This is a genomic window from Streptomyces sp. NPDC002896 (assembly GCF_040295225.1).
Classification (GTDB): Bacteria; Actinomycetota; Actinomycetes; order Streptomycetales; family Streptomycetaceae; genus Streptomyces.
Genome location: NZ_JBEOVA010000043.1, coordinates 41,969 through 56,670, shown reverse-complemented (window position 1 = coordinate 56,670; position 14,702 = coordinate 41,969). Strand labels below are relative to the sequence as shown.

General features: G+C 69.0%; 14 protein-coding genes and 2 pseudogenes. 7 read left to right on the top strand and 9 right to left on the bottom strand.

Annotated elements, in window-relative coordinates:
- Positions 1 to 165, top strand: a 165-nt coding sequence (locus ABT009_RS41790) for a transposase (RefSeq protein ID WP_351306946.1), incomplete at its 5' end; no start/stop codon positions are given.
- A gap of 225 nt (positions 166 to 390) precedes the next feature.
- Here the strand turns inward: ABT009_RS41790 and ABT009_RS41785 are convergent.
- The 3 genes from ABT009_RS41785 to ABT009_RS41775 all read right to left on the bottom strand — a co-directional run bounded on the left by ABT009_RS41785 (position 391) and on the right by ABT009_RS41775 (position 2,099).
- Positions 391 to 945 carry a DUF3291 domain-containing protein gene (locus ABT009_RS41785; protein WP_351306942.1) on the bottom strand — a complete coding sequence of 185 codons (555 nt, stop codon included), beginning with the start codon at positions 943 to 945 and terminating at the stop codon, positions 391 to 393.
- 32 nt (positions 946 to 977) lie between these two features.
- The gene (locus tag ABT009_RS41780) at positions 978 to 1,658 is read right to left on the bottom strand and encodes a helix-turn-helix transcriptional regulator (protein ID WP_351306940.1); all 681 of its coding nucleotides are present in this window, start codon (positions 1,656 to 1,658) and stop codon (positions 978 to 980) included.
- 285 nt (positions 1,659 to 1,943) lie between these two features.
- Positions 1,944 to 2,099 (bottom strand): hypothetical protein, encoded by a 156-nt coding sequence (locus ABT009_RS41775; protein ID WP_351306938.1) that lies wholly within the window; start codon positions 2,097 to 2,099, stop codon positions 1,944 to 1,946.
- Positions 2,100 to 2,396: 297 nt separating this feature from the next.
- Here ABT009_RS41775 and ABT009_RS41770 point away from each other — a divergent pair, with 297 nt between their 5' ends.
- Complete coding sequence (locus ABT009_RS41770; protein WP_351306936.1) at positions 2,397 to 3,122, top strand: glutaminyl-peptide cyclotransferase; 726 nt, start codon at positions 2,397 to 2,399, stop codon at positions 3,120 to 3,122.
- Positions 3,123 to 3,403: 281 nt separating this feature from the next.
- Entirely contained in the window at positions 3,404 to 4,855 is a 1,452-nt protein-coding gene (locus ABT009_RS41765; RefSeq protein WP_351306934.1) for an amidase, read from the top strand.
- A gap of 550 nt (positions 4,856 to 5,405) precedes the next feature.
- On the opposite strand, the gene ABT009_RS41760 is transcribed toward ABT009_RS41765, so the two are convergent.
- Complete coding sequence (locus tag ABT009_RS41760) at positions 5,406 to 6,509, bottom strand: IS481 family transposase (RefSeq protein ID WP_351306932.1); 1,104 nt, start codon at positions 6,507 to 6,509, stop codon at positions 5,406 to 5,408.
- Between the two features lie 49 nt (positions 6,510 to 6,558).
- Complete coding sequence (locus ABT009_RS41755) at positions 6,559 to 6,957, bottom strand: VOC family protein (protein WP_164408749.1); 399 nt, start codon at positions 6,955 to 6,957, stop codon at positions 6,559 to 6,561.
- 93 nt (positions 6,958 to 7,050) lie between these two features.
- Here ABT009_RS41755 and ABT009_RS41750 point away from each other — a divergent pair, with 93 nt between their 5' ends.
- From ABT009_RS41750 to ABT009_RS41740, 3 genes and pseudogenes are all read left to right on the top strand, one after another.
- Positions 7,051 to 8,040 (top strand): helix-turn-helix transcriptional regulator, encoded by a 990-nt coding sequence (locus tag ABT009_RS41750; RefSeq protein WP_351306929.1) that lies wholly within the window; start codon positions 7,051 to 7,053, stop codon positions 8,038 to 8,040.
- A gap of 247 nt (positions 8,041 to 8,287) precedes the next feature.
- The gene (locus ABT009_RS41745; protein ID WP_351306927.1) at positions 8,288 to 8,944 is read left to right on the top strand and encodes a hypothetical protein; all 657 of its coding nucleotides are present in this window, start codon (positions 8,288 to 8,290) and stop codon (positions 8,942 to 8,944) included.
- A 571-nt stretch (positions 8,945 to 9,515) separates the two neighbouring features.
- Positions 9,516 to 10,258 (top strand): annotated as a pseudogene (locus tag ABT009_RS41740) (IS110 family transposase); the annotation flags it as partial.
- On the opposite strand, the pseudogene ABT009_RS41735 reads toward ABT009_RS41740, so the two are convergent.
- Positions 10,259 to 11,378: pseudogene (locus tag ABT009_RS41735) on the bottom strand (IS3 family transposase); the annotation flags it as partial.
- Positions 11,379 to 11,496: 118 nt separating this feature from the next.
- Between ABT009_RS41735 and ABT009_RS41730 the strand changes: the two are divergent.
- On the top strand, positions 11,497 to 11,925 hold the full coding sequence (locus tag ABT009_RS41730) for a hypothetical protein (RefSeq protein ID WP_351306925.1): 429 nt from the start codon (positions 11,497 to 11,499) through the stop codon (positions 11,923 to 11,925).
- Here the strand turns inward: ABT009_RS41730 and ABT009_RS41725 are convergent.
- The 3 genes from ABT009_RS41725 to ABT009_RS41715 form a co-directional block, all read right to left on the bottom strand.
- Positions 11,884 to 13,368, bottom strand: a complete 1,485-nt coding sequence (locus ABT009_RS41725) for a sulfatase family protein (RefSeq protein WP_351306923.1) — start codon at positions 13,366 to 13,368, stop codon at positions 11,884 to 11,886. The two genes, ABT009_RS41730 and ABT009_RS41725, sit on opposite strands and share 42 nt — an antisense overlap.
- Before the next feature lie 4 nt (positions 13,369 to 13,372).
- A complete protein-coding gene (locus ABT009_RS41720) occupies positions 13,373 to 14,344 on the bottom strand; it encodes a TauD/TfdA dioxygenase family protein (RefSeq protein WP_351306921.1) in 972 nt (323 codons plus the stop codon).
- A 149-nt stretch (positions 14,345 to 14,493) separates the two neighbouring features.
- Positions 14,494 to 14,586, bottom strand: coding sequence for a putative leader peptide (locus tag ABT009_RS41715; RefSeq protein ID WP_502990068.1), 93 nt, complete (start codon positions 14,584 to 14,586; stop codon positions 14,494 to 14,496).
- Positions 14,587 to 14,702 lie beyond the last annotated feature (116 nt).

Below are 14,702 nucleotides of genomic sequence, written 5' to 3'. Positions count from 1 at the left end.
AAAGGCGTATCCGCCCGCCGCCTCCGCCAGGAGTTTCCCGACCACATCCGAAAGTATCTGTGGGGCGCGCACTTCTGGTCGCCGTCATACTTCGCTGCCTCGTGCGGCGGGGCCCCGCTATCGATCATCAAGGAGTACATCGACAACCAGAAGCGCCCCGACTGAGGTCAACAGTGCGGACCCGTAGGAACCTGCACGTCAGAGCAGTCCAGAGAAGCGCTTCCTCCCGGGCGTGAACGCCCGGGGTGCCGCGCTAGATCATGCTGAACAGCGGCGCTGGACCGGGCAGCGGCCCAGGCCCGGACTGCCCCAGAGCCGCCGAACCCGGGCAATCACGCAAAGGAGCGCAGCCGCCATGCCGCCGCTCTGCTGGACTGAGCATCCCCTCCCCTACACCGCCGCCGCGTCCCCGGCCGACGCCAGCCGCGCGCTCCGGGCTGCCTGCTCAGGCTGCACTGGCGGCGCGGCCTGAAGGTGCTGGGCGGCCTCGGCGGCGGTGTAGGAGGAGGCGAAGGTGAACGCGCGCGGGGACGGCCCGTGCGCCCGCAGGTCCGCCAGCCGCTCCAGGGCCTCTCCGACGGTCGGGAGGTGACCGGCGGGGACCCACCAGAGCACCAGGTGCGCCTCGACGTGCCGCTCGAACCATTCGCGGCGCCGCCGCATCACCTCCAGGTGCCCGCTGCGGTAGGCGAAGTCCCACAGGGCCTCCTGGGTCTCCCACACCGACAGGTTGACGATGACGTCCTTGCCCGCCGGGCGCAGGCCGGTGGCGTCGGCCGCCCCCTCCTCCACGAGCCGCCACACGAAGCCTGGCGCGCCGTCGGCGGCGGCGTTGACCGGGTCGAGCATCTCGACGAACGGCGCCATGCGCGGGTCGTCGAGGGGGTGGCGGAGCGTGGCGACGTTGAGCTCGGCGAGGTGGGCGGCATGCGCGAATGCGGTCATGGCCACATCCCAGCACGGCCCGCTTTTCTATGTCAATCACCATTGTTTTTAGAAGTCTCGACCACCACGCAGCACTCCCCCGGTCGGGCGTCCATGCGGGCGTGGACGGGACCGTCCGTGCCGAGCAGCCCCTCCAGCAGCCCGAGATTCATGCCGCAGACGAGCGGCGGGAAGCGTTCGGCGACGGCATGGAAGGGGCAGTTGCGCATACGGACGACGCGCGCGGCTGCCCCGGTCGTCCCCTCGGCGCCTTCCAGGTGCGGTTCGTAGCCGCGAGCGGCCAGCATCTCCATGGCCTCTTCGAGGCCGCCGCAGGGCGCCGCCGAGCCGCGCAGAGCCTCGCCCCGGCGGCGCGCGGCCGCCCAGAGCCCGGCGTCCAGCCCGGCCTGCTCGGCGGCCTCGGCGAGCAGCTCGGCGGCGGTGCGGTAGTCGCGGGCGGGCAGCGACACCGCCCGCTCGACCCGCGCCCGCGTGTACACCTTGGCGGGACGGCCCGCCCCCGGCCCCGAGCGGCCCGTCAGGCGGCGACTGCCGCTCTCCAGCAGACCGGCCTCGGCCAGCCTGTCCAGATGGTGCGCAGCAAGCGTGCGCGCCACCCCGGCCGCCTCGGCGGCCTCGTTGCGGCCGACCTCGCGGCCCTGCGCCGCCACGTACTCATACAGGCGACGCCGCACCGGATCCTGCAACGCCGCGATCGCGTCGATGTCCTCCACCCGGCCATTCTAGGAACAACACAGGTTGGAGATAGAAGCGCGGGACGCGGCCCCGGCGAGTGCACCCCGAGGAACGCCCCCAGCCGCGCCCTGACCCTCGTCGAAGACCCCGTCCGGCGGCAACCGGGATGTTGACCGGACCAAAGACGGCGACACGCGTGTGTCATGGACGGGCCTTCTCTGGGGGAGCGACTGTGGCGCGAGGCCAACCCTTGAGGCTTCATGCAGCTCAGCGCCGGTTTCGTCGACGCTAGCAGGTGCAACAGGTGTGGTGGTATCGCCGGTTCAGGTGAAGCCCCGGCGGCGCTGGAGCCGCCGGGGCCGGTGTCCGATCAGCCGCAGCAGGAGGCCGCGCTCGAACGTGTTGCCTGTGGTTCCACCGAGCCATCGCCCGGCGAGCTGGAACAGGCTGCGGCTGGGCCCGATGGGGGTGTCCTGCAAGGCGATGGAGCTCGCTCTGAAGCGCACTCGCGACGTACGGGTTCTTTGCGCCGGGGCGGTCGACGTCGGGCAGGTGCCGACCGCACGGATGACGGGCCTTCTCCGCGCTCCGAAAGTAGATTTGGCTCACGGTGGCCGGATGGCCCGTTTCCTGCCCTGGGAGTTGTCCTGTCGCTCTGCCCTGGAGGCCACTTGTGCCCCTCGTTTGGGTCGCGACGGTCAGTCCTGCGGGGTCTGACGGTCAGTGCATGCCTCATCGTGTTCTCTGGGCTGACCGGTGTGCCCCCGGCTGGCCGTATGGCAGTGCCCGCCGATCCAATGGAACTGGAAGCGAAGGTGCTTCAGATACTGCCGCATGACTCCAGCGCCTTCACCGAGGGCCTGGAAGTTCTGGCCGGCTCGCTGTACGAGAGCTCCGGAATGTACCGACAATCCTGGGTACAGAAGGCAGATCTGTCCTCGGGCCGGGTGAGCCGACGCGTGGCGCTGCCCGCCTCATGGTTCGGCGAAGGCCTGACCCTAGCCGACGGCGGGCTGTGGCATCTGACGTGGCGTGAGCATACGGCCGTGTTCCGGGACAGCCGGACCCTGGCCGAGCTGCGCCGGGTGACTTACGACGGTGAGGGCTGGGGCCTCTGCCACGATCGAGCACGGGGCCGGCTCATGATGAGTGACGGCAGCGCAACCCTCTCGCTGCGCAACCCGCAGTCCTTTGAGCTGCTGGGCCGGATCACGGTCCACGACGGTAACGGGCCCGTAAGCGGGCTGAACGAGCTTGAGTGCACCGGCACGGACGTGTGGGCCAATGTCTGGCCCACCGATGAAATCGCCCGCATCGATCCCGGCACAGGGCGCGTGAAGACGACCCTGCACATCGGTGCCCTCCCAGATCTTCCGCCCGCTGCTCGGCGGCCCGGCAACGTGAACGGCATCGCCGTGGACCCTTCCACGCACGACTTGCTCATTACCGGGAAGCATTGGCCGCACGTTTACCGCGTCCGCCCACAGCCTGCCGACCGATAAGGCGACTCGGCCGTCTCTCTCAACTGGTCATTTATGAGAATCACGGTGCGCGGCAATCGTTGGTTGGGGTGGGTGCCCGTGTCATATCGCCATCGATCGGGGCGCTGGGGCGCCTCCGTCGTGACCATCTCTGTAGGTGTGCCAGACCGCCGCGCCTCGCCATGGCCAGCGGTCGGGCGAATTTTCTGTGGCCGGAGAGCAACATGATGAGTTGAGACATCTATCCCGTTGTGCGAATCAGCATTTTATGACCTCTGCCAGAGGTCAGTACGGTCGGATTCATGGAGTGGAACTTTCAGACTGCAGAAGAACTCGCGGCTGCCTTGCGTGCCGGTGAAGTGACCTCGGCGGAACTGACCGACGAGGCGATTGCCCGTATCGAGCGGGATGACAAGGTGATCAACGCGATCTGTGTGCCGGACTTCGACCGTGCGCGGGCCGCCGCGCGCGGTGCCGACCAGGCGCGCGCCCGCGGCGAGGTCCGGCCGCTGCTCGGTATTCCGGTGACGGTCAAAGAGTCCTACAACATCGCCGGGCTGCCCACGACCTGGGGCATGCCGCAACACCGGGGCTATGTGCCGGCCGAGGACGCGGTACAGGTGTCGCGGCTCAAGGCCGCCGGCGCGGTTGTGCTCGGTAAGACCAATGTGCCCTTGGGGCTGCAAGATATCCAGAGCTTCAACGAGATCTACGGCACCACCAATAACCCGTGGGATCATGCTCGCACGTCGGGCGGATCGTCCGGTGGATCGGCGGCGGCCCTGGCGTCCGGATTCTGCGCGCTGTCCATCGGCTCCGACCTCGCCGGTTCGCTGCGCACCCCCGCGCATTTCTGCGGCATCTACGCGCACAAGCCGACACTCGGACTGGCGGCAACCCGCGGCATGGTCGCGCCGCCGGCACCGCCATTGCCGGTCGACCTCGACCTCGCCGTCGTCGGTCCGATGGCGCGCACTGCCCGCGACCTCACGCTCCTGCTCGACGTCATGGCCGGACCGGACCCGCTGACGCTCGGCAAGGCGCACGACTTGACGCTGCCGCCCGCGCGCCACGAGCGGCTCGGCGACTTCCGGGTCTTGGTCGTCGACGAGCATCCGCTCATTCCGACCGGGTCCGCTGTGCGGGCGGGCGTGAACCGGGTGGCCGACGCCCTTGTCGACGGCGGCGCCCGCGTCGAACGGCACACTCCGCTGCTGCCCGATCTGACCGAAGCCGCGACGCTCTACACGCAGTTGCTGTTTTCGAGCTCCGTTGCGCGTTTTCCCGTCGAAGCGTACGAGCAGCTGCGGACCCGCGCCGCCGGACTGAGCGCAGACGACCAGAGCCTCGACGCGGCGCGGCTGCGCGGGATGGTGTTCAGCCACCGCGACTGGATCGAGGCGAACAACCATCGCGAACTCCACCGCCACGGCTGGCGGCAGCTCTTCGCCGAGTTCGATGCCGTGGTGTGTCCGATCACGCCGACTCCCGCGTTCCCGCACGACCACAACCCCAATGTGTTGGAACGCCGGATCGACATCGACGGAGTCGGGTACCCGTACTTCGACCAGCTTGTCTGGGCCGGTCTGGCCACTATGCCCGGCCTGCCCGCCACCGCCATACCAGCGGGCCGGTCCCCCGAGGGTCTGCCGGTGGGAGTGCAGCTCATCGGTCCGATGTTCGAGGACCGCACCCCGCTGCGGCTGGCCGAACTGCTCGAGCAGAAGATCGGCGGCTTCCAGGCACCGAGGTAGGGCGTACTACCGGGTGTCCGTCGAGGATGAGGTGCGGATGACGAGCGAGGGCTGGGGCCTGGTCCTGACGCTCGCGGCCTGGCACGCGGGACCGGCATGCCGGCTGTCCAGTCGCCTCGACAGCCGGATCGTGTTCGCATCAGACGCGAAGCCTTCGCGTCTGATGCGAACACCGAAGGTCCACCAAGGATGTTGTCTTTCCACTGACCAGCGGGGAACAACCGCCACGGCCCCTTTCTGGTGTATTCGGTTCCCACCCCGGGAAGATCCATCGCCCGTGGTCGCTCGTCCCGAACACTGGTGGTCTGTCGGCGTCGGCTGAACTCGACCGTCGCCGAGACGGTCCTGGGTGCTCGCGCGCAGCGGCTTCAGTGCCTGTTCCACATCGCCGAGTTCAAGCACGACTCCGCCGCCTGTGTGCAGCACGTGGAAGGCCCGGTACCGGGGGATTCGGTACCGGGCCGTCTGCCTCTGTGGCGGTCCAATGGCCGCGACTGCGTTGAACCAGTGAGCGTCCTTCCGTGTTTGCTGTGGTGTCTCGGGACCTTGGTTACACGAAGTCCTCGAAGGTGAGCTGCTGCGGGATGTCCGCGAGTGGTTCGGGCGGCTGGGCAAAGACGATCCGGTAGTCGCTCCCGGCGGTCCGGCTGATGAGCGGTCGGCCGCCGAGCGCGGCGTGCGGCCGCTCGTGGTTGTAGTAGTTTACGAACTCCGCGAGTGCGACGCGGCGTTCATGCTCGGTTGTGTAGTCGCGGACGTACGCCCACTCGCGGGTGAGCGTCCCGTTATACCTCTCCACCTTCCCGTTCGTTCGCGGCGTGTACGGCCTGGTCCGCTTGTGCTTCGTACCGGTCGCGGCGAGGGCGTCAGCCCAGGTCGTAGACCGGTAGCACGCGCCGTTGTCGGTGAGGCAGCGGCGGATCGGTGTGATGCCGTGGGCGGCGAAGAATGAAACGGCCCGGTGCCAGAAGGCGACCGTGGTGACGGCCTTCTCATCGTCCAGGGCCTCGGTGTAGGCGAGCCGGGAGTGGTCGTCGAGCGCCGAATGCAGGTACGTGTATCCGACCTTGCCGGTGCCGGGACCGGTGCGTTTGGAGGCGCGGGCGGACTCGGTGCCGACGCCGTGCATCCGCCAGCCGCCGCCGGTCGGGATACGTCCGAGCTTCTTGACGTCGACGTGGACCAGGTCGCCGACCCGGTCGTGCTCGTAGCGGATGACCTCGCGCAGCTGCTCGCCGGTCGGTGGGTCGAGGTCCCGGAGCCGGTTGAGTCCTCGCCTCACCAGGATGGGGTGGACGGTCGCGGGCGCGAGTGTGACGCCGTGCAGCCGCTGTAGGTCGGCGGTGAGCCGGGCTGGCCCGTGCTTGGTCTGCCGTCGCAGCGCCTCCACCAGGTCGGCGATGTCCTCGGGGGTGCGGGCGGGGCTGGTAGCGGGGCGGGAGGAGTGGTCGGGCAGTCCGTTCTCGCCGTGCGCCCGCCAGCGGGCGTACCACTTGGCCAGGCAGCGGCGGGAGATCCCGGCTTCCGCAGCGACGTGCGCGATCGGACGTCCGGCGTCGATCCGCAGGCACAAGCGCAGACGTCCTTCGGGGGTCAGCGGTGCGTTCCCGTGCCCCCTGCTGGTGGCGCTACTGGACTCGGCGGCCGCGTTCACCGGGAGCCCTGGGATCTCAGGGCCCCCGCGTGAGCGGCTGTGCGTGGCGTCAGCGTGCGAACTTTTCGATAGCCGCCGGGGTGACGGGGGTGAAAAAGTTGACGAGGTTGCCGTCGGGGTCGCGGAACAGCAGCGACCGGTTGCCCCAGGGCATCGTGGTGGGCTCGTTGACGAAGTCGGTGACGAAGCCGGTCAGGTTCTGGTGAACGCGGTCCACGTCGTCGACGAGGAACTCAGTGATCACGCTGTGGTTGTCCGCCGGGCGGGCAGAGCCTGGGGCGAACAGCGGGACGGTGCGGGTGCCGGCGATCGCGAGGGTGGCGCCCGGGGTCTTGAGTTCGGCGAAGTCCTCGGTGGCCCACGTCGCCCGCACTCCTGTGGCTCGCTCGTAGAACTCGACGAGGCGCGCTACGTCGCTGGTGATGATGCGGATCGAGACGAAGTCCATGGGGATCTCCTTGGCTGTGCTGGAGGCGTGCACGTCGCAGGCTAGGAGAAATAGTGGACAGAATCGGTCCTGCATTCGCGTTAGGTTGTGCGCATGCCTCGACCCACTGCCCGCGTGCTGACACTCCTGGAGCTGCTGCAGTCGGGCGGCACCCGGACGGTGGCCGAACTAGCCGACCGGCTCGGCGTCGAAGGGCGCACCGTGCGGCGGTATGTGGACCAGCTGATCGACCTCGACGTGCCCGTGGAATCGGTGCGCGGCCGCTACGGCGGGTACCGGCTCGCCCCCGGGTACCGCTTGCCTCCGCTCATGCTCAGCGACGACGAGGCGCTGGCCGTGCTGCTCGGCCTGGTCGCCGGCCGCCGAGCAGGGCTGACAACGACGCAGCACACGGCAAACGAGACGGCATCGGCGAAGATCCGGCGGGTGCTGCCCAAGCACATCGCCCGCCGGCTCGACACACTCCTGGAATCCCTCGCCTTCACGGAACAGCCCGGAGAGTTCGACACCCCGGACGCCGGGGCCTTGCTCACCATCGCCGATGCGGTGCGCCACCGCCGACCGGTCTCGATCCGCTACACCGACCGCGACGGACGGCGCAGCGAACGCACGCTGCACGCGTACGGGATCGTCGCCCATTCGGGCCGGTGGTACGTCACGGGCAAGGACGCCCGGATCGGCGAGGACCGAACCTTCCGGCTCGATCGCATCGCAGACGCGCGGACCCTGCCCGGTTCATTCGAAGCGCCGGCGGGTCCCGGTCCGGCACAGCGCGTGTTGTCAGGCTTCGCCACGGCTGAGTACCAGCATGAGGTGACCTTGCGGATCCACGGGACGGTCGAGCAGATCCGCGCCCACCTTCCCGCCAGCGTCGCGAGCCTGGAGGAGTACGCGCCCGTGGCAGGCGAGGACCGGGCAACCGAGCGCTGGCTGCGCGTCGAGCTGCGGGCGGAGCGGCTCGACTGGTTGCCTCCGGTACTCGCCTCACTCGACCGGCCGTTCGTCATCGAGCGCCCCGCTGAACTGCGCGACCTCGTCATCGAGCTCGCCGATCGCCTCGCGTCCTACGCCCGCCAAGCCTGACAGCGAGGAGGTTGCGTCCATGGAGATGGTGTACGGGTTCGACCTGATCCGGGGGTTTGCTCCGGCTTCTGGCTGATGCCCGCATAGATGAACGGCCACCGGCTGATCTTCGAGATGTCGAGTCACGAAGGATGGCTTCGTTCACGTTCAGCAGCAGCGTTTGTCGATGAGGATTGTCGGCCGCACCCTCACGGACAGCGCACTAGCTGGAAGGGGTTGCCCTCTTCCCCCGCGATACGGTGCTGCCATGTCTCGATCAAGCGAAACCGGATCAGTCTTGTCTCCCGTCACCGCGGACGACGTCGACCTTGCCGTGCGGCTCGCCGTGGGCATCCTTCGGGACGCACCCCCGGAGGGGTGGGGCGGTAAGGCCGGTTCGCTGGAGTGGGACTGCTGGGAGACCGCCGAGCACCTCGCCAACGACCTGTTCTACTACGCCGTGCAGCTGGGGCCGCAGAGCCCGCCGCTGGACACCCATGTGCCTTTCGCGTTGAGGCAGAAGAGGCCGGACGGACCCGCGGTCTTCCTCTTCGCGGACCGTGATGCGGGTCCGGCCGGCCTGGTGCAGGTGCTGGAGGCGTGCGGCGCGCTGCTGGTCGCCATGGTGCGTACCACGCCGCCCCGGGTCCGCGCCCACCACGCCGCCGGGGTGTCGGACCCCGAAGGCTTCGCGGCGCTGGGGTTGCAAGAGACGCTGGTACACATGCACGATCTGGCGGAAGGCTTCGGGCTTGCCTGGACCCCGCCCTCCGCTCTCTGCTCGCGGGTGCTCGCCCGTCTGTTTCCAGAGGCTCCGGGCGGCGCGGATCCCTGGCTCACCCTGTTGTGGGCCACCGGCCGCGCCGAACTGCCGGGGCACCCTCGTCTCACCACGTGGCGCTCGGACAGCACACCGCGGTCATAGGAGCGGATCGGCTTCAGCCGCCGCCAGGCTGATGATCGTGCCCTTGCCGCGGCGAGAGCGCACCGGGCCACCCGTCCCAACCGGCAACCCGGCGAACCTAATTCCTTGCTAACGGTGCGGCGAGGAGCTGTGAGCCTTGCGGTGCTGTTCGAATGCTGGACCGTGACGTCTAAACGTTGCCTGGCGACAGACGCCTCGCATCAGAGCGGCGGACAGTCCGGCTATCTCGTGGTGGCGGTCGCGTGGGCGCCGGGCGGATGCCTTCGGCGAACACGGCGTTGATGCCTCCGCAGAGCGGTGACGCTCGGTGCCTTCGCGGCCGCCACCACGTCAACACCCGTCACATGATTACTCGTTGGTGTAGTGGTGCGAGCCCGCCGCACGGTGACCTCTTGATACGCCCGAACCGTCCGAGCTCCGGCTTAGACCGAGGCCCGTGGGGTGCGCTGGTGCCACGAACGGCTACTGAGGTGGCGGACCGGCCCTGGTGCCGAGTCCTGGAATTAGGTCGCTGCGTGGCCCGCATGTGCTTGTGACCAGCGCAAACGTTCACTCCTCAGGGGAGAGAAACTTGATCTACTGTGGAATCGACTGGGCCGAACGAACTCACGACGTCGCCCTCGTCGACGACTCCGGCCAGCTGCTGGCCAAGCGGCATGTCACCGACGACGCAGCCGGCTACCGGATCCTGCTGGACCTGCTCGCCGAATACGGCGACACCGAGGACAACCCAATCCCAGTGGCGATCGAGACTTCCCGGGGCCTGCTCGTGGCGGTGCTGCGGACCGGAAAGAGGCAGGTCTTCGCGATCAACCCAATGGCCGCCGCCCGCTACCGCGATCGTCACAGCGTCTCCCGCAAGAAGTCGGATCCTGGCGACGCGCTGGTGCTGGCGAACATCCTCCGTACGGACATGCACGCCCACCGCCCCCTGCCCCAGGACAGCGACCTAGCCCAGGCCATCGGCGTCCTCGCGCGCGCCCAGCAGGACGCGACGTGGAACAAACAACAGGCCGCCAACCAGCTCCGGTCCTTGCTCCGTGAGTACTACCCGGCCGCCCTGGACGCCTTCGCCAAGTGGAACAACGCGGCCTGTGCCGGCACGAGGCCCGCGAACTCCTCAGGACGGCCCCCACGCCCGCAAGGGCTGCCCGGCTGACCCGCACACAGATCCAGGCCGCACTCAAACGCGCCGGCCGCAAGCGAGGTATCGAAGCCGAAGCCGAGCGGCTCCGCGAAATCTTCCGGGCCGAGTGGGCGCACCAGCCGCCGCTGGTCGAGGACGCTCTCGGCAAGCAGATGCAGGCTCTGCTGGTGACGACGTCGGGTGTTGTAGCGGTGCAGCCACCGGAATGCGTCGAGGCGGGCCTCACGCTCGCTGGACCAGCTCTCGCGGCCCTGGAGCGTCTCCCGTTTGAACGTCGCGTTGAAGGACTCGGCGAGCGCGTTGTCCGCGCTGGAGCCGACCGCGCTCATGGACTGGCGGACGCCGGCCCTGCGGCATGCGTCGGCGAACGCCCGGCTCGTGTACTGGGCGCCATGTCCGTGTGCATGACCGCCCCGGCGAGGCTGCCGCGGCATCGCTCGGCGGCGGCCAGCGCATCGGTGACGAGCTCAGAGCGCATGTGATCCGCGATCGCCCACCCGGTCAGGCGGCGCGAGGCGAGGTCGATGACGGTGGCCAGGTAGAGGAACTTCCCACCCTCCAAAGGGAGATAGGTGATGTCGCCGACGTACTTCGTGTTCGGCTCACTCGCGGTGAAGTCGCGGCCGATCAGATCCGGGGCCTTCGCCGCAGACGGGTCCGCAGTCGTGGTGCGGTGCCTGCGACGCAGCCGCACTCCTGTCAGATTGACGCTCCGCATCACACGGGCGATCCGCTTGTGATTGACGCGCTCGCCCTGCTCTCGGAGCTCGGCGGTGATCCTGGGGACGCCGTAGGTGCCGTCCGATTCCCGGTGCACGGCACGTATCCGGGCGACCAGCCGGGCATCGGCCGCTTGCCGGGCGGCTCGGTCCGCGGCCGTCCGGCGCCAGTAGTAGAAGCTGGAGCGAGCGATCCCGAGGATGCTGCACAGCCGCTGCACGCCATAGCGGCGCTGGTGGTCGGCGACGAACTGGAAGCGGTTCACCAGCGCGTCTCCCCGGCGAAATACTTGGCCGCCTTCCGCAGGATCTCGCGTTCTTCCTCCAGCTCGCGGATCTTCTTCCGCAGGGCCGCGTTCTCCGCCTCCAGCGGCGTGGGCGGCTCCGTCGGCACCTCCGCCCGGCGTCCCCGTGGCCGACTCGCTCCGGCCGCCCGGACCCAGTTCCGCAGCGTCTCCGGGTTGACCCCCAGATCAGCAGCGACTGACCTGATAGTCGCTCCCGGGCGCGACTGGTACAGCGCAACCGCGTCCGCCTTGAACTCCGGCGGGTAGTGCTTCATGACCACAAGATGTCCGTTCCCAGATCCTCAAGATCCACGTCTCAAGTGTCCAGGATCCGGGGGGCAAGGCCCATGTTCCCTTGACGTACTGCGCCGTACAGCGTCGTCAACGACGGAGCCCTGCTTGCATTCGGTTCAGCGTCCGCCGCCGGTGCTCGCGGACGCAGCCGGTGCTGCCCCGCTCGTGTCGCGGTCGCGGGATCAGGCATTGGCCCGGCAGGCGGTGATGCGTCGTCTCCTCGCGCTGGATGAGGACAGCGGTTTGGAGACGGTGCATGTACGCATCGTGGCCGGGGCCGCAGGTGTGTCGGTGCGGACGGTGTGGCACTGGCTGGCCGCCGCCAGGGAATCGGGCCGGGTGGAGCCGGTGCCGCGGCGTTCCGCCTTTACTGTCACCGATGAGTGGTCTGCCGGCGCCCGGCACTTGGGCCCGGTGCGGCCGCCGCACCGTACGTCGATGTGCAGTCAATCGACGAATGACGTACGCCACGGACCTTGCGAGGTCGGCGTTTCAATGGACTTCGCCGAGTGGATTCCCGAGCTGAGGGGATGAGACGTGGTTCGCGGGAGGTTGGTGGCCGAAGCGGGCCTCCGCCCATGGGAGCCCGGACACCTCGGGCTCCGGTCTCCGTTGGGTGGCTGTGCGCGGGGGTGCGGGGTCGATGGTCGCGTCGTCTTCGCCCACGCGCCGGAGCCACGCCCGCAGTGCCGCGCGGAGCTCGTCGGCGACGGTTTGGTGGGAGGTCAGGCCTGCGAGATTGTCCAGCTCGTAGGGGTCGGAGTGCAGGTCGTACAGCTCCGTCTCCACATAGCGGGTCGCCGCGGGCTCGTTCCAGGCGTCCGCCTCGGGTGCGGCGACCGCGTACTTCCAGCGGTCCGTCCGTACGGCTCGGCCGACGTGGTCCTCGCTGATCTGGACATAGACCTCGGCGGGGCGGCCGGGGTCGGTGCCGCCGCCGGTCAGGGGCAGGAAGGAGCGGCCCTGCACGCCGTCCGGCACCGGGATGCCGGCGGCTTCCAGCAGGGTGGGGAGCAGGTCGATGGTGCTGATGGGATGGCGGATCCGGCCTCCGCCCGTGAACCCGGGCCCCGTCAGTGCGAAGGGAACGCGTACGGATGCCTCGTGGGCGGAGCGTTTGTACTCGCTGTTGCGGGTACGGAAGTGCGAGCCGTGGTCGGCTGTCCAGGCGAGGACCGTGTCGTTCGCGATGCCGAGGCTGCGCAGGGCGTCGCGCAGCCGGCCGACACCCTCGTCGACGCGTTTGATCTGCCCGAGATAGCCGCCCAGGTGACGGTGCGCGCCGCCCTGCGGGGCGTTCGGACTCAGGGCCGCCAGATCCGGGGGCAGCCAACGGCCCTCATAGCGCTCTCGATACCCCTCGGGTGCGGGGTAGTCGTCGGTGGCGTTCTGGTGGTGTGGTTCCAGCAGGGAGAGGAACAGCAGGAACGGCCGGTCGTGGTGGTCGGCTATGAACCGGATCGCCGCGTCGATCAGGGCGTCGGAACGGTAACCGGGCAACCGCACCGGTTCCCCGGCGCCGTCGTAGACAATCGTCCGGTACGCGTCCGAGGTGAACTCCAGCCGGTCGGAGGCCAGCCACTGTTGGTAGCCGGCGCGGTGCTCGGGTGGCACCGGGCCATCCGGCTGGTCCGCGCCCGCCAAGTGCCACTTGCCGATGTAGCCCGTCACGTACCCCGCCTCTGCGAACGCCCCCGCCAGCGTGGGAACGTCCGACGGCAGCGGAAGGCCGTTGCGGAACACCCCCGTCGCCGTCGGGTACCGCCCCGTCTGCAGGGACGCGCGCGCCGGCGCGCACACGGGGTTGGGCGTGATCGCCTGTTCCACGTGTGTGCCCTCACGGGCGATCCGGTCGAACTCCGGCGTCACGTCGGCCGGATTGCCGTGCACCCCCGTGGTGTCCCACCGCTGCTGATCGGTGAGCACGATGATCACTGAGGGTTGCTCGGGCCGGGAGGGCGGGGTACGGACGGTCATCGGGTCAGGCCTCCGCGAGGGCGCCGTCGGTGGAGGCGCCGGACGCGATCCCGTAGACGGGCTCCGGCACCGACTCCGGGGAGAGCAGCACCGAGCGGCGGCCGTCCACGCCGACGGGGACGTCGCCGTCGATGGTGACGCGGCGCAGGGTGCGCTCGTGGTCGTCGGAGTCGTCCACACCGTAGTGCTGGGTGGCGCGGTTGTCCCAGATGGCGACGTCGCCGGCGCGCCACTGCCAGCGGACGGTGTTCTCCGGGCGCTCGACGTGCGACTGCAGGATGTCGATCAGGGCGCGGGAGTCGCGGCCGTTGAAGCCGGTGAGCTTCTGCAGGAAGTTGCCGAGGAGCAGGGTGCGCTCACCGGTCTCCGGATGGACGCGTACCACGGGGTGCTCGGTCTGGAACTTGGTCGAGGTGAACACCTTGCGGTACTTCTGCAGCGCCTCGGCGGTGGCGTTCGGGCGTACGGCCGCGTAGTCGTAGTCGTTGGTGTGCACGCCGCGCAGGCTGTCGGCCAGCACCCGCAGCGGCTCGGGGAGTTCGGCGTAGGCGGTGACGGTGTTGGACCACAGGGTGTTGCCGCCGTACGGCGGGATGACCTCGGCTCGCAGGATGGAGAAGGCCGGGTAGGCGGGGACGAAGGTGACGTCGGTGTGCCACTGGTTGGCGCGGCCGCCGTGGTCGTTGTCGATGCCGAGGGCGTAGCGGCCGTCGACGGAGGGCACGGTGGGATGGGCGACCGGGGAGCCGAGGAGGCGGCCGAACGCCTCGTGGCTGTCTGCGTCGAGGTGCTGCTGGTCGCGGAAGAAGACAACCTTGTGTTCGAGGATGGCGGCGCGTATGGCGGCCACGGTGGCCTCGTCCAGGTCGCCGCCCAGGCGGACTCCGGAGATCACGGCGCCGATGCGGCCGCCGATCTTCTCGACGCTGAGAGCAGTGGTTTCCGCGATGGGAGCGGCGGGTGTGGTGGTCGTCATGGGAAGGTCCCTTCACCAGAGTTTCTGTTAGTTGCTTTCGGAGCGGAAGGAAATCAGGACAGGTGAGAGCCTCGTTCTCATGTACAAGGTGAGAGAGCACGTGGCACACAGCGCACGAGGCGAACACAGTCGGAACGGAAGGAGCGCCGTCAGCGGCGGGGACACGCCGCCGAGGCGAGGCGCCCCAGGTCGACGTGGAGCCGCGTCACGAGAGAAGTCGTCGCGGTCATGGCCACGATCATGGTCGCGCCTCGGGGAGGCAGTCAAGGTGTCTCCGACTCGCTTCATGGTTCTGCAACACGACCGCCACAGTGGCCGTGTTCACGGCGGCGACAGTTCGCCAAACACCCCACAGACC

Bases quoted from the DNA above. Each gene is read 5' to 3' on its own strand.
- ABT009_RS41720 (WP_351306921.1), bottom strand. From the start codon at position 14,344: ATGACGACCACCACACCCGCCGCTCCCATCGCGGAAACCACTGCTCTC.
- ABT009_RS41785 (WP_351306942.1), bottom strand. From the start codon at position 945: ATGACCGCATTCGCGCATGCCGCCCACCTCGCCGAGCTCAACGTCGCC.
- ABT009_RS41750 (WP_351306929.1), top strand. From the start codon at position 7,051: ATGCCTCGACCCACTGCCCGCGTGCTGACACTCCTGGAGCTGCTGCAG.
- ABT009_RS41765 (WP_351306934.1), top strand. From the start codon at position 3,404: ATGGAGTGGAACTTTCAGACTGCAGAAGAACTCGCGGCTGCCTTGCGT.
- ABT009_RS41715 (WP_502990068.1), bottom strand. From the start codon at position 14,586: ATGATCGTGGCCATGACCGCGACGACTTCTCTCGTGACGCGGCTCCAC.
- ABT009_RS41725 (WP_351306923.1), bottom strand. From the start codon at position 13,368: ATGACCGTCCGTACCCCGCCCTCCCGGCCCGAGCAACCCTCAGTGATC.
- ABT009_RS41770 (WP_351306936.1), top strand. From the start codon at position 2,397: ATGGCAGTGCCCGCCGATCCAATGGAACTGGAAGCGAAGGTGCTTCAG.
- ABT009_RS41755 (WP_164408749.1), bottom strand. From the start codon at position 6,957: ATGGACTTCGTCTCGATCCGCATCATCACCAGCGACGTAGCGCGCCTC.
- ABT009_RS41745 (WP_351306927.1), top strand. From the start codon at position 8,288: ATGTCTCGATCAAGCGAAACCGGATCAGTCTTGTCTCCCGTCACCGCG.